We start from the raw sequence: 18279 nt of genomic DNA, 5'->3' as shown, positions 1-18279 counted from the left end.
AAAGGGGAACCGTTTTTCGTGTTAAAGTTGTATAAATTATTTTTGATTTAGATAATAAGCATACCATCACCATAAGAGTAAAATCTATATTTCTCTTTGATGGCTTCTTCATATATTTCTAGTGTTTTTTCTAAACCAACGAATGATGCAATAAGCATAATTAATGTTGACTTAGGAAGGTGAAAATTAGTAAGCAAATGATCTACTTTTATAGGCTTATTTGCAGGATTCAAAAATAAATCACATTCACCTTGTATTTTATTTGTTCTTGCATAGTATTCAACTGTTCTAGTAACAGTAGTACCAACTGCAAGAACTTTTTGTGCTTCATCTAAAGATTTTTTAGCTTCACTTCCTATCTCAAAGTATTCACTATGCATAGGATGAGATAAAATATCTTCACTATCTACTGGTTTAAATGTTCCAGCTCCTACATGAAGTGTTAAATAGTTTACATCATATTTATTATTGATTTTTTCTAATAGTTCCTCTGTAAAGTGTAAAGAAGCTGTTGGAGCTGCAACTGCACCATAGTTTTTAGCAAATAAAGTTTGGTAATCTTCATTGTCTTTTTCTTCATCTTCTCTATTCATATAAGGTGGAAGAGGTAAGTGTCCTATTTCATTTAAAATTTCAACTAAAGATAAAAAATCTAGCTTTTTATCATTTTGTATAAAGTTTACAACTCTACTACCATCATCATTTACTTCTAAAACTTCAGCTTGTAAGTTCATTGGAAAAAATAGCTTTGTTCCTATTTTTACTTTCCCTCTAATCATCACTAAATATCTATCCATAAATAGAGGTTTGTTAAATAGTAATTCAACTTTCCCACCTGATTCTTTTTCTCCAAAGATTCTTGCTTTTATAACTTTTGTATCATTTAAAAATACAGATAAGTTATCAGGAAGTACATGCATTAAAGACTTAAAAGTTGTATGAGTTATGGTGTCAGTTTCTCTATTATAAACTAAAAGCTTTGCACTATCTGCTGGGTAAACTGGCTTCGTAGCTATGAGTTCTTTTGGCAAATTATAATCATAGCTAGAAGTTTTAAGTGGGTCTAAATTACTCTTCATCATCGTCATTAATTGGTTTATGAGGGTTAAATACTTTGGCAATATAGATTGAAACTATATAAAGAAAAATTAGTGGTCCAGCCATTAAGAATTGTGTTAATACATCAGGAGGTGTTAATAATGATGCAAAAATAAAAATTAATACAACTGCATATTTAAAAAAATCTTTTAATGTTTTATCATCAACAAGTCCGATTTTTGCTAAGAAGAAAGTAATAACTGGTAATTCAAATGAAACACCAAAACCAAATAAAAGTTTTGTAAAAAAACCAACATATTTACCAATACTTGGTAATATAGTTACAACAGCAGAACCAAAGTTAATTAAAAATTCGAAACCAAAAGGAATAACTATATAATATGCAAATGCTGCACCAATTAAGAACATTAAAGTTGCAAAGAAAACAAAAGGTATAACAAGTTTTTTCTCATGCTCATAAAGTCCTGGAGCTAAGAAAAGCCATAATTGCCAAAAAATTACTGGTAATGAAAGAATAAAACCAGAAAAGAAAGCAACTTTAAGTGCTGTAAAAAATGTTTCTTGAATTTCAACTGCAACCATTTGAGAATTTGGTGGAAGTACAGCTTCTACTGGAATCATCATCCATTGCAAAATTGGTTCATAAAAGAAAAAACAAGCAAAAAATGCCACAATGAGCATTAATGCTGAATTTATTAGTCTTTTTCTTAAATCAGCTATATGGGGTTTTAAATCATCAAGCATTATTCTTTTTCCTTAACTTCTACATTAGAATCTACTTTAGTATTTTCTTTTTGCTTTTTTGATTTTGATTCTTTTAAGGATACTTGCTCTTTTTTCTCTTTACTTGTATCCGTATTATTTTCTAAAGAAGTTTCATCATCGTTTATAATATTATTTAATCCTAAATCAAGATTTTCTTTTACATTTAGAGTATTTTTTGCATTTTCAATTTGAGCTTTGTATCTGGCAGCTTCTTCTTTCATCTCACTTATATTTAGTTCATTATCAAGTGTAGACTTTGCATCTTCAACACCTGCTTTAAACTTTTTCAAAAATTTAGCTATTTCAACCATTGCCCCAGGCAATTTTTCTGGACCTAAAGCTATAATTGCAACAATTGCAATTAAAAGTATTTCCATAAAACCCATTCCAAACATTTATAACACTCCACAATCTATTTAAAGGTAGAGATTTTACCTTATTTTTGATAAAATCTCTCTATTATTAAAAAAATATATATAAGGAAAAACTATGAAATTACTTTTTTTACTATTTGTAGGAATTGTATTATACTTAATTGCAAAAGGTTATAAAACTGAAAAATTTGAAAATATTAAATTAAATGTAAAAGAGAAATTTGATGGAGATTTAATGAATCATGAAGCAGGTCTTTTAGTTGCTTTAATGGCTAAAGTTGCAAAAGCAGATGGGCAAGTTTGTGATTTGGAAGCTGAAATGCTGAAACATACTTTTACAGATATTTCACGACATTTTGAAAATAGTGATGAAATAAGAGAAAAATTAAAAGTGATTTATTCAAAAGAGAAAGAGAGTTTTGATAATACTTTAGAAATTTGTGAAAAATTATATAAAATAACAAAAAATCACTACCAAAAGAGAGTTAAAATTATAGAATATCTTTTAAATTTAGCATTTATTGATAAAGAGTTTTCCCAAACTGAGTTTATGATTGCTGAAGATATTGCAAATGCTTTAAAAATAAAAAGAACAGATTTTGAGAATCTTATTAATGCTTTTGAAAACTTCTATAGAGAGCAAAAAGAAAATAAAGCTTTATCATTAGATAAAGCATATGAAGTTTTAGAATCAAATAAAGATGATGATAATAATACTTTAAAGAAAAATTATAGAAAACTTGTAAAACAATATCATCCTGATATTGTATCAGGGCAAGGTGCTAGTCAGAGTATTATAGATGATGCTACTAAGAAACTTCAAGAAATAAATGAAGCATATGAATTAATTAAAAAAGATAGAGGGATTTAAGTGCTTAAAGAGATAAATTTAGATTATGAAGTTTGTAATTGTGTTAAAGTTACTATTGAAGATATTATAAAAAGTGTAAAAGAAAAAGAAATAAAGTCTTTAAGAGAATTACAAGAAATTACAAAAGCAGGTACTGAATGTAGACATTGTATTTTCCCTGAAGGTGATTTTGGAAAAATAAAGAAAAAAATTTACTGTAAAACAATATTAAACGAGGTATTAAATGGCTAAAAGTTTTCCCCATTCTTTTGAAGTTTGCAAATGTAAACATGTTACTTTAGGTGAAATAATTTATGCAATTAAAGAAAAAGGTGCTAAAACAGTTGAAGATATAGGTGAAATTACTGATGCAGGAACCTGTTGTAGATGTTGTAAAAGTGCTGATGAAGATTTTGGTAGTGAAAAAATGGAATTATATATAGATGATATTATTAAGAAGTTTGTAAAATGAAGAATGAAAAAGAAAAATTAATAGATGAGATAAAAATATTAATATCTAGTAACAAAAATGATGTTATAGATATTAATCCAAATTTTTTGGACTATTTTCAAATAGAAGAGTTAACTTCAATAAAAGAACAATTAATAGAAAAGAAAAATAATATTAGGAAAAATACTTTTGATTATTTAGATGAAATTTATGAAAAAACAAAGGAAGATTCTATATAATAAAAATTATCAAAGGATTAAAATTGATTAACTGGAAAAATATAAAAGAACAATTACAAAACTTTTTAAAAAGTGAATTAGAAAAAACTGGATTAAAAAGAGTTACTGTAGGTCTTTCAGGTGGTTTAGATTCTGCTGTAGTTGCTATTCTTTGCAAGGAAACTTTCGGTGAAAATATGAGTTGTGTATTAATGCCTTCACAATTTTCTTCAAAAGAAAGTATCGATGATGCAATTGAACTTTGTGAAAAATTTAATATAAAATATGAAATAAAATCTATTGCTCCTATGGTGGAGTCATATATTGAAAATATGGATGAAGATAGACTTAGAATAGGTAACTTCTCTGCAAGAATGAGAATGTCTGTTTTATACGATATTTCTTCAAGGGATTCTTCAATTGTAGTTGGAACTTCAAATAAAAGTGAACTTTTATTAGGATATGGAACAATTTTTGGAGATATAGCATGTGCAATAAATCCAATAGGACAAATTTATAAAAGTGATGAATTTGAGTTTGCAAAGTATTTAGATGTAACAGAAGCAATTATAAATAAAAAACCAAGTGCTGACCTATGGGAAGGTCAAAGTGATGAAGAGGAATTAGGATATTCATATAAAGAAATGGATGAAGTTTTAAAACTACTTGTAGATGAAAAGAAAACAAGAAAAGAAGTAGCTAATTTGGGATATAATGAAGAACTAATAAATCTTTTAGAACATAAAATGAAAACAAATGCTTTTAAAGGTAAGTTACCTGTAATAGCAAATATAAAATGGAGTTAAAATGCAAGAAATACCTTTTTATCAACCATCAATTGCAGATGAAGAATTAGAACAAATAAAAATAGTTTTAGAACAAGACAAAGATAATAACAAAGTTTTAGAGTTAGAAGAAAATGTTGCAAACTTTGTTGGAGCTAAATATGCAGTAGCAACATGTAATGCAACATCTGCAATTCATTTAGCTTTAAGTGCAATAAAATTAAAAAGAGGTGATAAGATATTAATGTCAGTTAACTCTTTTGTAAATGTTCCTGAAGTTGTAAGACATTTTGATGCAGAACCTATTTTTATTGATATAAATACTGATGATATGAATATTGATATTAATAAATTTGAAAAAGCACTTTCTGAAAATAAAACAAAAAAATTAAGAGGTGCAATTATAACATTTGTAGCCGGACAAACTCCTGATTTAAATAGAATTTATGAGATTGCACAAAAATATGGAATTATTCTTATTGAAGATGCAACTTGTGCTTTAGGAGTTACTTATAATGATGAAACTGTAGGATCTTTACGTGCTGATATGACTATTTTTTCTACAAATCCATCTAATAGTAAATATTCTGTTAGTAGATCAGGAATTATCGTAACAAATGATGAAGAAATAGCAGAAAGAGCAAAACTTTTAAGAACACATGCTATTACAACAACTTATGATGATTTTGGAAACCTAGATTATATTTATGATGTTGTTGATATTGGTCATAAATATGATATTTCAGAATTAGATGCTGCTTTTTCTTTAGCTCAATTAAAAAAGACAAATAAATTTATAAAAAGAAGAAAAGAGATTGCAAAAATTTATAAAGAAAGATTAAGTGATATAAAACATGTTACTATTCCTAAACATAAAGAAGAGCATATCTTTACACACTTTATAATTAAAATTTCAAGAAATAGAGATGCTTTTGCAAGAGCATTAAAAGAAAGAGGGATATCAACAGGATTAAACTATATTCCTTTACATCTTTTATCTTATTATAAAAACAAGTACTCTATAAAAATTACTGAATTTAGTTCAGCTCTTACTTCATATCAACAAATTTTATCAATACCAATGTATCCAGGTTTAACAGATGAAGAAGTTAATTATATTTGTGATCAAATAATTGATGTAGCTTCTGAATGGATATAATATTTGAAACAAAAAATATTTTTATGGGTTGAAGATTATCTCTTCTTCCCGAATATTTTTCAACAATTTATCTCTTTTTTATTTCTACCTTTTACTTTTATATATATGTTAATAATTGCTTTAAAAAGAGCAAATGCAAAAGTAGTTGATTTTGGATTACCTATTATTTCAATAGGAAATATTATTGTAGGAGGAAGTGGAAAAACACCTCTGACAATTTATTTAGCAAGAAGATATTCTAATGTATGTGTAATTCTAAGAGGTTTTGGTAGAGATTCAAAAGGGCTTTATGTTGTATCAAATAAAGGTAAAATTTTAGAAGATGTGAAAGTAAGTGGAGATGAAGCAATGCTTCTATCAAACTCTTTACCTAATGCAACTATAATTGTAAGTGAAGATAGAAAAAAAGCTATTTTAAAAGCAAAAGAATTAGGTAGTCAAATTATTTTTTTAGATGATGGTTTTTCTAAATATGATATTAGAAAATTTGATATTTTAATTCGACCCAATAAAGAACCTTCAAATCTTTTTTGTCTTCCTAGTGGGGGATATAGAGAGCCTAAAATGGCATATTCTTATGCTGATTTAGTATTAAAAGAAGGAAAAGACTTTAAGAGAATAGTTTCTTTTTCAAAAGATGGAAAATATATAGATATTTTGCCTTCAAAATTACTTTTACTAACTGCGATATCAAAGCCAAAAAGACTTTTAACTTTCTTACCAGAGAATATTAAAATGGAAGCATTTGAAGATCATCATACTTTTTCTAAGGATGATATAAATAGAATAAAAGCTTATTATAAAGATTATTCAATAATTACAACAGAAAAAGATTATGTAAAATTACAAAAATTTGATTTAAAAGATGTATATTTAATGAATCTTGAATTACAAATAGAAGATGAAAATAAGATAATAAAAATTGATGATTATATAAAAAATTATGATTTATAACTAAAGGAATTTCCTTTAGTTATTTAATAATATGACCTACAAATTTTGACATATTATTTAAAATCTTTTCACCTCTTCTAAATCCAAGACCTGATGCTTCATAAGCATAAAAAACTCCTGCTTGATAGTAGTTGCCTTCTTCATCTCTTGGAAGCTCTACAAACTCTTGGTAAATAGCTTTATGTCCTTCATATTCTCCATCAGTCTCAACATCAATTGAGCCATCAGCATTTATAATTTTTGTATTTGCTCCTTCTCTTCCAAAACATCTTTTCTCAACTTGTTTTTTATTTTCTAAAGGTTCAAAAGAAGTTTCAAGTAGAAGGGGATGATTTGGATATAGATCCCAAAGTATTTTCATAAAACCTTTTGATTGAAACATTAAAGTATAAGCAGGATTAAAAATAATTGCTTTTTTTTCTTTTACAATTTCAGTCAAAAGTAATGCTAGTTCGCTTTCATCAATTGCAATATCTTCCCAAGGAATAAGTTTAAACCAAAACTCAAAATTTTTGTCCTCTTTAAATATTCCATCATCACTAAAATCAACTTTATCTATAAATTCAAAGTCTGTATCAAATCCAGCTTCATTTGCAAGGTGCTGTAAAAGTTTTGTTGTATTCTCATCTTCTGGGAGTCCAGAAATAGAAGAGAATAAAATCTTCCAGCCTAGTTTTGAGTAGTATTCTTCAAATTTTTCAATATCACTATCTAAAGTAATTATTCTTTTGAAATTATCCTTTAGCGCATCATATAAATTATTAAATTGGCTTGCTTCATTAAGATTATTAGCTTTTAATAAAGCCCATTGAATAATAGCTGTTTCAAAAAGTGAAGTTGGTGTATCTGCATTAAATTCAATAAGTTTAATTGGTTTTCCATCAATTCCTCCAGCTAAGTCAAATCTTGAATAAAGATGCCAGTGTACATCATTTTCCCATGATTCTTTAATCATCTCTACTAGGTTAAAAGGGATATTCAATTCATGGAATAAGTCATTTTCTATTACATATTCTCCAGCTTCACAAAACATATCATAAAGTTCATTTGTTGCTTCATAATAAGCATTAGCTTCTTCTTCTGATATTTCAACAACTTCATTTGCAATATATGAAGTATTGTCTTCATCTGTATGCCATACAAAACCAATTGATTCTAAGTATTCATTTGTTAATGGTTGTAATTTTTGTAGTTTCATTTTCAGCCACCAAATGATCTTGAAGAACCAAATGAACTTCTTGATTTACTTGAAGAAGATTTGTTTCCAAAAAAACCACTTTTTTTAGAAGAACTTGTTGTTGCTTTTGAAGCATTTTTAAATGAACTTTGTGATCTACTATATGTTTGTGGAGATTTGTATTGTGCTTTTCTTTGATTTTGATAGTTTTGATTATTAAATAGTTTATTTCCAATCCAAGAACCAATCATTGCCCCTGCAATAGAAGAAAGTAATACTCCACCAAGACCCATTCCTCCATTTGAAACTTGAGCTTGATCAGGATTTGTAAGAGCAGATGTCCCTGCATCAATTTTTTCTGCTTCTTTTTTAACTAAAGCATCAATTTCAGCTTGAGAAAGAATTCTTTCACTTCCATCAGGTTTTCTTAAAACGATTGTTGTTTTAGAAGCTGGGAATTCATCAGCAATTGCATATCTACCATCTGTAGACTCTTCAATAACTACAAAAGCACCTTGTTTTTGTGAAGCATTTGTAAAGGCATCACTTTGCCCTTGTTGATTATTATTTGAACCTGAATCAAAACAACCAGTAAGACCAGTGACTAAAAAAGCACTAAGTCCACCTACCATTGCATAATTTGAAAATTTCTTAATTTGTTTGTTTTTATTCAATTGTTTATCCTTTATTTATGTCCTAGAGTAAAATAAGGCATATATTACTAAATATTATCTATTAAAATGATGAAGCAAATAAAATAAGAATTATTATTAAAAATCTATTGTTACAATTTTTGTATAATAAGTAAACATTATGTATATAAAATGTATTAATGAATATAAGATATTCAGAAATTTATGATAAATTTAGAAAAAACTAATAAAATATAAGTACTTACTAAGAATAGTATAAATCTCTATTAAAGTTTATCACTATTTTCAATTTAATAAAAAAGGATATATGTGCCATATGTAAATGAAGTATTTAACTACTTAAAAAGAACAAGTCCCTCTCAAACTGAGTTTTATCAAGCTGCAGAAGAAGTTTTAGAATCATTAAGACCTTTAATTGCGAAACATCCAGAATATCAAAAATATAAAATTATAGAAAGAATTGTTGAACCTGAAAGACAAATTCTATTTAGAGTAAATTGGGTTGATGATAAGGGTGAAATTCAAGTTAACAAAGGTTTTAGAATAGAATTTAACTCGGCATTAGGACCATATAAAGGTGGTTTAAGATTTCATCCAAGTGTAAATGCTGGAGTAATTAAATTTTTAGGTTTTGAACAAATATTTAAAAATGCACTTACTGGTCTTCAAATAGGTGGCGGAAAAGGGGGAAGTGATTTTGACCCTAAAGGCAAATCAGATAATGAAATAATGAGGTTTTGTCAAGCATTTATGACTGAACTTTATAGACATATTGGACCAAATACAGATGTTCCAGCTGGAGATATTGGTGTTGGAGTTAGAGAAATTGGGTATATGTTTGGAATGTATAAAAAATTAGTAAATAGATATGAAGGTGTATTTACTGGTAAGTCTTTAAATTGGGGAGGTTCTTTAGGAAGAACACAAGCAACAGGATATGGTTCAGTTTATTTTGCAAAATATATGCTTGAATCAAGAGGTGAAAGTCTTGAAGGCAAAAAATGTGTTGTTTCAGGAAGTGGAAATGTTGCAATATATACAATTGAAAAGCTTTATCATTTAGGAGCCTTACCTATTACTTGTAGTGATTCAAAAGGAATGATTATAGATGAAGAAGGAATCGATTTAAACCTTTTAAAAGAATTGAAAGAAGTAAAAAGAGAAAGATTAACTGAATATGTAAAGAATAGACCAAATGCTAAATATATTCCAGTAGAAAGCTATGAAAGTGGGACTAACGGTGTTTATGCTGTACCTTGTTATGCAGCTTTTCCAAGTGCTACACAAAATGAGTTAAATGTAAAAGATGCTCAAAACCTTTTATCAAATGGCTGTATATGTGTTAGTGAAGGGGCAAATATGCCATCAACTCCAGAAGCTGTAGAGTTGTTTATTGAAAAGAAAATTGCATATGGGCCTGGAAAGGCAGCAAATGCAGGTGGAGTTGCTACAAGTCAACTTGAAATGGCTCAAAATGCTTCAATGGTAAATTGGACATTTGAGGAAGTTGATGAAAAACTTTCACAAATTATGAAAAATATTTTTGATACTGCCAGTCAAACTGCTGAAGAGTTTGGTGAACCAACAAACCTTGTACTTGGTGCAAATATTGCAGGTTTTAAAAAAGTAGCTGATGCCATGATTGAACAAGGTCTTGTATAAAGATAGTTTTTAGATAATTAGAGTTATTATATTACAAATCTTTGTAGGAGTAAAATATGAATAGTTTTAAAAATATTGTAGTTGGATTAGATATCTCAAAAAGTAGTCTTTTTGTTTTAAAAAGAGCATTTCTACTTGCAAAGAATAATAACTCTAAAGTAACTATTGTACATGCAATAGACACAAATTGGTTTAGTGAACTTTTTTCTGATTCAAATTTAGATGAATTAAAAGAACAAGCTTTAATTAATATAAAAGAGCAAATTGAGTTAATAGATACAAAGGGTATTGAATATTCAATTGAAGTTGATAAAGAAGCAGCCTCAACTTATGTAGTTGATACAGCAGTAAATATTGGTGCTGATTTAATTATAATTGGTGCTAATGAAAAAGATGATAGAAAAATTTCACTTTTAGGGTCTACTGCACATAAAATAGCGCAAAACTTTAAACTTCCTCTTTTGATAGTTAAAAATCCTTGTGAAAATGAAAATTATAAAAAACCAGTTGCTTTTACTGATTTATCAGAAGTTTCTTTAAAGAGTATAAACTTTTCAAGGAAATTTTTTAAGCAAGAAATAAAAGTTGTATATATTTATAAACAAATAAGTGAAATAGCTTTTAGATATTACAATGAGTTTGAAAACAAAGATAAAATTCAATTAGGAATTAAGAAAAAAGAAGAAGAAAAGTTCAAAAAGTTCACAAATGAACATCATTTTAAAGATAATGAGTTGATAGAAGAGTCTTTTGGATTAAATGATGCTTTATTATCTTATAGTACAAAAAATAATAATGATTTAGTAGTAATTGGTTCAAATGGTGTAAATTATACAGGTTCATTTTTTTATGGTTCTACTGCTTCTTATTTGATGGAAAATCTAAAAAGTGATGTCCTAATTTATATACCAGAATAAAAATTAATGGGGTAATAAGATAGTAAAATTTGCCCCATCTTTAGTATTTTTAGCTTTTATTGTTCCTTTAAATTGATTTTTTATAATAATTTTAGACATATATAGTCCCATTCCTGTAGAGGATTTTTCTTTTTTAGTATTTAAAGGTTTGAAAATATCTTCAATTGGATGAATTTTTATGCCTCCTGCATTATCAATTATATTTAAAATTATATATTTGGGTGAGTCTTTTAAACTTATTGTAAGAGAAGGTTCTTGAATTTTATTTAATTTTATAATATCAATACTATTTTGGATGATTGATAATATTATATGTGCAAGGCTATTTGCGTTTCCATAAATTGTTATTTCTGAATCTATTTCTTTTATAAGTTTTACTTGAGTTGACTTAAGTACTGAGTCTAAAATTTTTAATGCTTGATTTATTGATATAATAGGATTGAATATTGTATTATCAGTTTTTTTATAAAAATCTTGAAAGTTAGTAATAGTTTTAGACATAAATTGTATTATCTCTTCATTATCAAGTGTTTCTTTAATAATCTCTTTATCTTTTGATTTTTTTCTAATATAAATACAATTAAAACTTAATTGTGCTAGAGGTTGTCTCCATTGATGGGCTATAATTGCAATCATTTCTCCTAAAGCTGCAAATTTAGATTGTTGTTCAAGTATCTTCTCATTTAGTTTTTCTTTTGAAATATCTTGAATATTTGTGACTATTGCAACATCTTTATTTTCTCCACTTTTTCCAAATGATATACGAATAGGAAAAATATCACCTTTTTTATTTTTCCCTTTTAGTTCTTGAGTTTTATTTAATTTATCAGAGTCAAAAATACTATACTCTCCTAGAACTAATTCATGAAATCTCGACTTATTTAACATTTCATTTTTAGTATATTTAAATATATTTTCTGCTTCTTTATTAAATGTTCTAATTTTCAATTCACTATCTAAAGTAATAATTGCATTAGTACTTGATTCTATTACTGCATTTGAAAACTCTTTTTCTTTTATTAATTCATTAGTACGTTTATTAATTTTTCTATTAGCTGGCATAAAAATAAATATAGCTTCGAAAAATAGTGTTGTTAAAGTTAAAAGTAATATATAGGTCTCAATTTTTTGTATTTTTTTTGTATTATCTTGTGCTTCTTTTAAATAAACTTCTACGGCTTTTTGTAAATCAGATAATAAACTTTCAGAATTCTTTAATACATAGTTTTGGCTACGACCATCTCTATTAACATAAAATCTCTTTGCATGAAATAAGTATTTTTTTACTTTTTCATCTAAATTTACTTCTTTCCCATAATATATTGCTTTTAATTGATTTGATGATTTTAAAGATGTTAATTTTTTATGTGTTTCTTCCATTTCATAAATTTTTGGTTTTAATTTATCAATTTTGTAATATATTGCAAAAAAAGCTATTTCTCTAGTAATTATTTTTTGATTACCACTCATATTTACAAGTTTTGCATCATTTGATTGAATTGATAATAATTTACTTAAATTGAAAAATGCTAAAAGAGATAAGAAAGCAATAAGTGTTAAAGCTAAAACATATCTTTTTGTAAAGCTGAAACTTTCAAACATAGTGATCCTAAATATTTTTTAAAGATATAATGTTATCATAATATTTTAAAGAATATTTAATGAAAGAGTAAAAATGACAGAAAATTACGAGATTAGATTAAAAAAGTCTTCTATCCTTTTAGTTGATGATGAGGAAAACTTAAGAAATAGTTTTAAAAGAATTCTATTATTATATGTTGGAACTGTTTATTGTGCTTCAGATGGGGAAGAGGCTTTGGAGCTTTATAAAAAATATAATCCAAATATATTAATCACTGATTTAAAGATGCCAAAATTAAATGGTTTAGATTTAATAAAAATAATAAGAAAGAAAAATGAAGATATACCAATTATAGTGACTAGTGCATATACAGATCAAGAGTTCTTATTAGAGTCTATTAAGCTATCATTGGTTGAATATGTAGTAAAACCAATTAGTGAAGTAAATTTATCAGAGTTGCTTGAACGCTGTGCAAAGGTTTTATTAAAAAGTTCTAAAACTATTATAACATTTGCAAATAATCAATTTTATGATTATGATAATAAAAGTTTTATTTTAGAAAATGAAAAAGTCCTCTTAACAAATAAAGAAGCAGAGTTTTTTGAAATACTTTTAGCCCATAGAGGAGATTTAGTTACAAAAAATGATATAGAGGATAAATTATATATTTATGATGAAGTTCCTCCAAGTGCTCTTAAGAACCTTGTTTTTAAGTTAAGAAAAAAAATAAAAGTTGATATTATCAAAACAATATCAAAACATGGTTATATGATAGAATAAATAAAAACTTAAATAAAATATCTAAAAAAATATTAACAGCGACCCAAAAGATACCTGACCTATTGTAAACTTCTTTTAAGATTAAATATTAACTTTATAATTAAAGATTAAATTTATAAAGTTGATATTGATCAATTTGTATAGTTCTTTGTAATAGTATAATTACACTAGCAAAAAAAGGAGAAGATTAAATGAAAAGGTTTCCTAGTAAATTTCTTTCAGTTCTTTTAGGTACAGCTGTAGGTGCTACAATTGCATCAAGTGCAACTAATGAGTTATCTAAAGTTATGAAAGAAAGAGGTCTATCTGAAATAGACGTAGTTCGTGCTGCTAAAACTTATAATCCTACTGGGGTTAAAGATAAATATGTAGTATTTTCTTCTGGTGGGCAATCAGGACAAATGATTGTATATGGCGTGCCATCAATGAGACTTTTAAAATATATTGGAGTTTTTACTCCTGAACCTTGGCAAGGATATGGCTTTGATGAAGAGAGTAAAAAAGTACTAAGACAAGGAAATATTAGAGGAAGAGAAATTAACTGGGGAGATACACACCACCCAGCACTTTCTGAAACAGATGGAAAATATGATGGTAAATGGCTTGTAATTAATGATAAAGCAAACCCAAGAATTGCAGTTATTGATTTAGCAGATTTTGAAACAAAGCAAATTGTTGTTAATCCAGTTTTTAAATCTGAGCATGGTGGTTCTTTTTTTACTCAAAACTCAGAACATATTTTAGAAGCTGCACAATATGCTGCACCTTTTGATAATAACTACCATCCAATTGAAGAGTATAAAGAAGCTTATAGAGGAGGTGTTACAGTCTGGAAGTTTGATCCAAAAATTGGAAGAATTAAACCAAAAGACTCTTTTACTATAGAAATGCCTCCTTATATGCAAGATTTATCAGACTCAGGTAAAGGAATTAGTGATGGTTGGGGATTTACTAACTCTTTTAATACAGAAATGTATACAGGAGGAATAGAGATAGGAATGCCACCAAATGAGGCAGGAATGTCAAGAAATGATACAGATTTTTTACATGTATATAATTGGAAAAAGCTTTATGAATTATCAAAAGACGCAAAAAATGTTAAGATAATAAATGACCATAAAGTCATTCCTATGGATATTGCAGTTAAAAATGATGCATTATTTTTAATTCCTGAACCAAAGTCACCTCATGGAGTAGATGTTGATCCAACAGGTCAGTATTTAATTGTATGTGGTAAATTAGATACACATGCTTCAGTTTATGATTTCAAAAAAATTAAAAAATTAATTAAAAATAAAGAGTATGTAGGAAAAGATCCATATGGTATACCAATTTTAGATATGAAAAAGTCTCTTCATGGTCAAGTTGAGTTGGGACTTGGACCTCTACACAACCAATACTCTCCTGTAGATGGTGAAGTTTATACTTCTTTATATGTTGATTCACAAGTTGTAAAATGGAATTTTAAAAAATTAAAAGTAATTGATAAAGAAAATGTTCATTATAACATTGGTCACTTAGCTGGAATGGAAGGTAAAACAGCAGATCCTCAAGGTGATTATATTATTGCTTTAAATAAATTATCAATTGACAGATTTCAAAATGTTGGTCCATTGCATCCCCAAAATCATCAATTAATTGATATTAGTGGAAAGACTATGGATTTATTAGTTGATATGCCTCTTCCTTTGGGTGAACCACATCAAGCAGTTGCAATTAGAGCTAGTAAACTTCATCCCCATGTAAGATATGAAATGGGTACAAATACAAGAACAGGGGAACAACATATTGGTAAAACATTAGCTGGAGAAGAAAGAATAGAAAGAGATGGAAAAAATGTAACTGTATATGCAACACTAGTTAGATCTCATATTAATCCTGAAAGAATCACTGTTAATAAAGGTGATAAAGTAACAATATATATGACAAATCTAGAAAGAGCTCAAGATGAAACACATGGGTTTACAATAGATAATTATGATTTACATAGTTCTCTAGAACCAGGGAAAACAGCGACTTTAAAATTTGAAGCTGATATAGAAGGTGTGTTCCCTTATTACTGTACAGAATTTTGTTCGGCACTTCATTTAGAAATGATGGGTTATTTATTGGTTAAAGATCCTAATAAAAAATATGAAAGTGCACAAAAATTAAAAATGAAATCAATGACTCCTGAAGAGTTAAAAGCTGAGTATGACAAAACAGTTGCAGTTAATAATTCGACAGATGCAGTTATTCAATCAGTTGTTAAATTTTTAAAAGATAATAAATATCAAGAACATAAAGTAGTATCAGACTTAGTAACAGATGCTTTTGATCAATATAATCAAATACCAGAACAAAAGAAAAAAGCTAATGCTGCCTTAAAAGAAGGTGATGTAGAAAAAGCAATTTTATTTGAAAATATGATTTGGCAATTGATGGTTAAAACAGCAGATGTTGGAATTAGAGCAAAAGATGCCTTAGTTAGAGTTATTGCAACAAAACAAAGCAGTTCTGCTGTAAGAGGAGAAACAGCATTTGCTGAAGGTGGTTGTAATGGTTGTCACGTTATAGGAAAAGTATCTTCAGGTCCTGATTTAACTGGGGTATTAATGAGACATGAAAATGGTGTAGATTGGGTTAGTAGATTTATTTTATCTCCTGAATCAATGTATAAAGATCCATATGTTAAAGCAATGATTGATTATTTTAATTTAAAAATGCCTAATCAACATATGAGTGAAGAAGAAGTGGATGATATTATTGAATATCTTAAATGGGTTGATGAAAATGCGAATCTTTTCTAAAATCTAAAGTTTTGAAATAAAAAGAAAGAGTTTTTCTCTTTCTTTTTATTATAAGTAAGTCAACTTATATTGTAAGTTTATAAAGAAGGATAAAAATGGATTCAAGTTTTATTAAATCAAAAATCTATGCAGCTATAGCATTATTTGTAATGACAATTGCTTTTACATTTCCTATGGTGACTTTTCATGGAACATTAAATAAAATTTATGATAATAAAGTAGATGAAATATCTCCTTTAGCTATAAAAGTTTGGAATTTTTATAATCAAGGAAGATATAAAAGTACAACAACTCCTAAGGAAGCTCATAATGATTTGAAGAAAATGATAAAAAGTTCTTCTGAGATAGGTGTGGCTTCTTTTCCTATTTGGACATGTTCTTTAGAAGCACCTAACTATCCTAAAAAAGCTTTTCCAGAAGGAATACCTGTATTTTTTCACTTTGATGGTTTTTCAGGTGAAGTCCATGAAATGAATACTATCAATCATTATGTAGGAATGGACCCTATGTGGACTGGTGGAAAACTTGAAAGAGAAATAGGAATATATGCTCTTCTAGGCTTATCTTTATTTATGATTTATTTCATTTTATTTCATAAAAAAATATTAACATATATAATGATTATTCCTGCCTCATTACCTTTACTTTTTATAGCTGATTATTCATATTGGTTATATTGGTTTGGACATAATTTACATGATTGGGGTGCTTTTAAGATTAAACCTTTTATGCCTACAGTTTTTGGTGATGGAAAAATTGCTCAATTTACTACTCATTCTTATCCTACAATAGGTTTTTATATGTTGTTAATTATAGGTGTTTTTAGTCTTTTAGCAATATTGTCTAGAAATAAAGCAATGAGAGAAACAAAGATAAATAATAAGGATTAGCATGTTACAAAGAATTATTACTTTATATTTAATTTTAACTGTTATGTCATTTGCTAATATTTTACAAGAAGCAATAGATAAAGCTCCAGAAGGATCAATACTTAGACTTTCAAAAGGTTTATATTCTGGTGGAATAACAATAAATAAACCATTGTCAATAATAGGTAAAGAAGATGGAGTAATAATTGATGGTGAAGGAAAAGGTACTGTTGTTCAAGTTAATAGTCCTTATGTTACATTAAAAAATTTGACTATTCAAGGTAGTGGAGATAGACATGAAAGACTTGATGCGGGAATTAAAGTAAATAACTCTAAACAATCTGAAATATCTGATTGTATTATCAAAGACTCTTTATTTGGTATTGATTTATCAATGACAAATAATTCTATCATATCAAATAATTATATTACTTCAAAAAAACTAGCTTTAGGATTAAGAGGTGATGGTCTTAGGTTATGGTATTCAAATGATAATATTATAAAAAAAAATAAATTGATTAAATCAAGAGATATGGTTGTATGGTATTCCCATGGAAATGAAATAGTTGAAAACTATGGAGAGTATAATAGATATTCATTACATTTTATGTATGCTGGGAAGAATTATGTTCGAAATAATACATATAAATTTAATTCAGTAGGTATTTTTTTTATGTATAGTAAAGATACCATAGCAACTGGAAATATAATACAAAGTTCTCTGGGTGCAACAGGCATGGGAATAGGATTAAAAGATGTTTCAAATTTTGAAATAAAAGATAATACTATAATTTATTGTGCACAAGGTATTTATATCGATAGATCACCTTTTGAACCTGACACAAATAACTGGTTAGAAAATAATAAGATTTTATATAATTCAGAAGCTATGCATTTTCATTCACTAAGTGAAAATAATATTATAAAAAATAACACAATATTAGGAAATATTGAAGATATAATCAATGATAGTAGAGGCTCAAAAACAGATAAAAATATAATAGAAGGTAATTATTGGGATAATTATGAAGGCTTCGATGATAACAAAGATAATATAGGAGATACTGCTCATAAGGTTTATCAGTATGCAGACCAACTTTGGGTCTATAATCCTGATGTTAAATTTTTTTATGGTTCTCCTGTAATCTCTTTACTTAATTTTCTTGCAAAATTAGCTCCATTTAGTGAACCAATATTTTTAATGCAAGATAAAAAACCAAAGTTGAAGTTGTAAG

At 27.3% G+C, this 18279-nt stretch carries 19 protein-coding genes; 13 read left to right on the top strand and 6 right to left on the bottom strand.

The window, feature by feature from the left end:
• Window positions 1-47: 47 nt before the first annotated feature.
• The 3 genes from queA to tatB are packed head-to-tail and all read right to left on the bottom strand — an operon-like array spanning window position 48 to window position 2219.
• On the bottom strand, window positions 48-1082 hold the full coding sequence (gene queA, locus CP965_RS02855; protein WP_129060810.1) for a tRNA preQ1(34) S-adenosylmethionine ribosyltransferase-isomerase QueA: 1035 nt from the start codon (window positions 1080-1082) through the stop codon (window positions 48-50).
• Window positions 1069-1803, bottom strand: coding sequence for a twin-arginine translocase subunit TatC (gene tatC / locus CP965_RS02850; protein WP_129060545.1), 735 nt, complete (start codon window positions 1801-1803; stop codon window positions 1069-1071). Before tatC ends, queA begins: the two co-directional genes overlap by 14 nt.
• Entirely contained in the window at window positions 1803-2219 is a 417-nt protein-coding gene (tatB, locus tag CP965_RS02845) for a Sec-independent protein translocase protein TatB (protein WP_129060544.1), read from the bottom strand. The genes tatC and tatB overlap by 1 nt, the downstream gene beginning before the upstream one ends.
• A 94-nt stretch (window positions 2220-2313) precedes the next feature.
• Here tatB and CP965_RS02840 point away from each other — a divergent pair, with 94 nt between their 5' ends.
• The 7 genes from CP965_RS02840 to CP965_RS02810 are packed head-to-tail and all read left to right on the top strand — an operon-like array spanning window position 2314 to window position 6615.
• Complete coding sequence (locus CP965_RS02840) at window positions 2314-3069, top strand: TerB family tellurite resistance protein (RefSeq protein ID WP_129060543.1); 756 nt, start codon at window positions 2314-2316, stop codon at window positions 3067-3069.
• Entirely contained in the window at window positions 3070-3300 is a 231-nt protein-coding gene (locus CP965_RS02835; RefSeq protein ID WP_129060542.1) for a (2Fe-2S)-binding protein, read from the top strand.
• Window positions 3293-3520, top strand: coding sequence for a (2Fe-2S)-binding protein (locus CP965_RS02830; RefSeq protein ID WP_129060541.1), 228 nt, complete (start codon window positions 3293-3295; stop codon window positions 3518-3520). The genes CP965_RS02835 and CP965_RS02830 overlap by 8 nt, the downstream gene beginning before the upstream one ends.
• On the top strand, window positions 3517-3738 hold the full coding sequence (locus CP965_RS02825) for a hypothetical protein (protein ID WP_129060540.1): 222 nt from the start codon (window positions 3517-3519) through the stop codon (window positions 3736-3738). Before CP965_RS02830 ends, CP965_RS02825 begins: the two co-directional genes overlap by 4 nt.
• Before the next feature lie 23 nt (window positions 3739-3761).
• The gene (locus CP965_RS02820; protein WP_129060539.1) at window positions 3762-4523 is read left to right on the top strand and encodes an NAD+ synthase; all 762 of its coding nucleotides are present in this window, start codon (window positions 3762-3764) and stop codon (window positions 4521-4523) included.
• A 1-nt stretch (window position 4524) separates the two neighbouring features.
• Complete coding sequence (locus tag CP965_RS02815) at window positions 4525-5661, top strand: DegT/DnrJ/EryC1/StrS family aminotransferase (RefSeq protein ID WP_129060538.1); 1137 nt, start codon at window positions 4525-4527, stop codon at window positions 5659-5661.
• Window positions 5662-5664: 3 nt separating this feature from the next.
• The gene (locus CP965_RS02810; protein WP_129060537.1) at window positions 5665-6615 is read left to right on the top strand and encodes a tetraacyldisaccharide 4'-kinase; all 951 of its coding nucleotides are present in this window, start codon (window positions 5665-5667) and stop codon (window positions 6613-6615) included.
• 19 nt (window positions 6616-6634) lie between these two features.
• Here CP965_RS02810 and CP965_RS02805 read toward each other — a convergent pair whose 3' ends face one another.
• A complete protein-coding gene (locus CP965_RS02805) occupies window positions 6635-7813 on the bottom strand; it encodes a glutathionylspermidine synthase family protein (protein WP_129060536.1) in 1179 nt (392 codons plus the stop codon).
• Window positions 7814-7815: 2 nt separating this feature from the next.
• Window positions 7816-8466, bottom strand: a complete 651-nt coding sequence (locus CP965_RS02800) for a UPF0323 family lipoprotein (RefSeq protein WP_129060535.1) — start codon at window positions 8464-8466, stop codon at window positions 7816-7818.
• Window positions 8467-8754: 288 nt separating this feature from the next.
• Between CP965_RS02800 and gdhA the strand changes: the two genes are divergently transcribed.
• Together gdhA and CP965_RS02790 are read left to right on the top strand one after the other, a co-directional pair.
• Window positions 8755-10107 carry an NADP-specific glutamate dehydrogenase gene (gene gdhA, locus CP965_RS02795; protein WP_129060534.1) on the top strand — a complete coding sequence of 451 codons (1353 nt, stop codon included), beginning with the start codon at window positions 8755-8757 and terminating at the stop codon, window positions 10105-10107.
• A gap of 56 nt (window positions 10108-10163) precedes the next feature.
• Window positions 10164-11024 (top strand): universal stress protein, encoded by an 861-nt coding sequence (locus CP965_RS02790; protein ID WP_129060533.1) that lies wholly within the window; start codon window positions 10164-10166, stop codon window positions 11022-11024.
• A gap of 3 nt (window positions 11025-11027) precedes the next feature.
• Here CP965_RS02790 and CP965_RS02785 read toward each other — a convergent pair whose 3' ends face one another.
• Window positions 11028-12626, bottom strand: a complete 1599-nt coding sequence (locus CP965_RS02785) for a PAS domain-containing sensor histidine kinase (RefSeq protein ID WP_129060532.1) — start codon at window positions 12624-12626, stop codon at window positions 11028-11030.
• A 73-nt stretch (window positions 12627-12699) separates the two neighbouring features.
• Here CP965_RS02785 and CP965_RS02780 point away from each other — a divergent pair, with 73 nt between their 5' ends.
• From CP965_RS02780 to CP965_RS02765, 4 genes are all read left to right on the top strand, one after another.
• Window positions 12700-13386, top strand: coding sequence for a response regulator transcription factor (locus CP965_RS02780; RefSeq protein ID WP_129060531.1), 687 nt, complete (start codon window positions 12700-12702; stop codon window positions 13384-13386).
• A gap of 191 nt (window positions 13387-13577) precedes the next feature.
• Complete coding sequence (nosZ, locus tag CP965_RS02775; RefSeq protein WP_129060530.1) at window positions 13578-16175, top strand: Sec-dependent nitrous-oxide reductase; 2598 nt, start codon at window positions 13578-13580, stop codon at window positions 16173-16175.
• 95 nt (window positions 16176-16270) lie between these two features.
• The gene (locus tag CP965_RS02770; RefSeq protein WP_129060529.1) at window positions 16271-17065 is read left to right on the top strand and encodes a cytochrome C; all 795 of its coding nucleotides are present in this window, start codon (window positions 16271-16273) and stop codon (window positions 17063-17065) included.
• A 1-nt stretch (window position 17066) separates the two neighbouring features.
• A complete protein-coding gene (locus tag CP965_RS02765; RefSeq protein WP_129060528.1) occupies window positions 17067-18278 on the top strand; it encodes a nitrous oxide reductase family maturation protein NosD in 1212 nt (403 codons plus the stop codon).
• Window position 18279: the final 1 nt, after the last annotated feature.

Source organism: Halarcobacter mediterraneus, assembly GCF_004116625.1.
In the GTDB taxonomy this organism is placed as follows: Bacteria; Campylobacterota; Campylobacteria; order Campylobacterales; family Arcobacteraceae; genus Halarcobacter; species Halarcobacter mediterraneus.
This window is presented reverse-complemented; position numbering and strand designations above follow the sequence as displayed.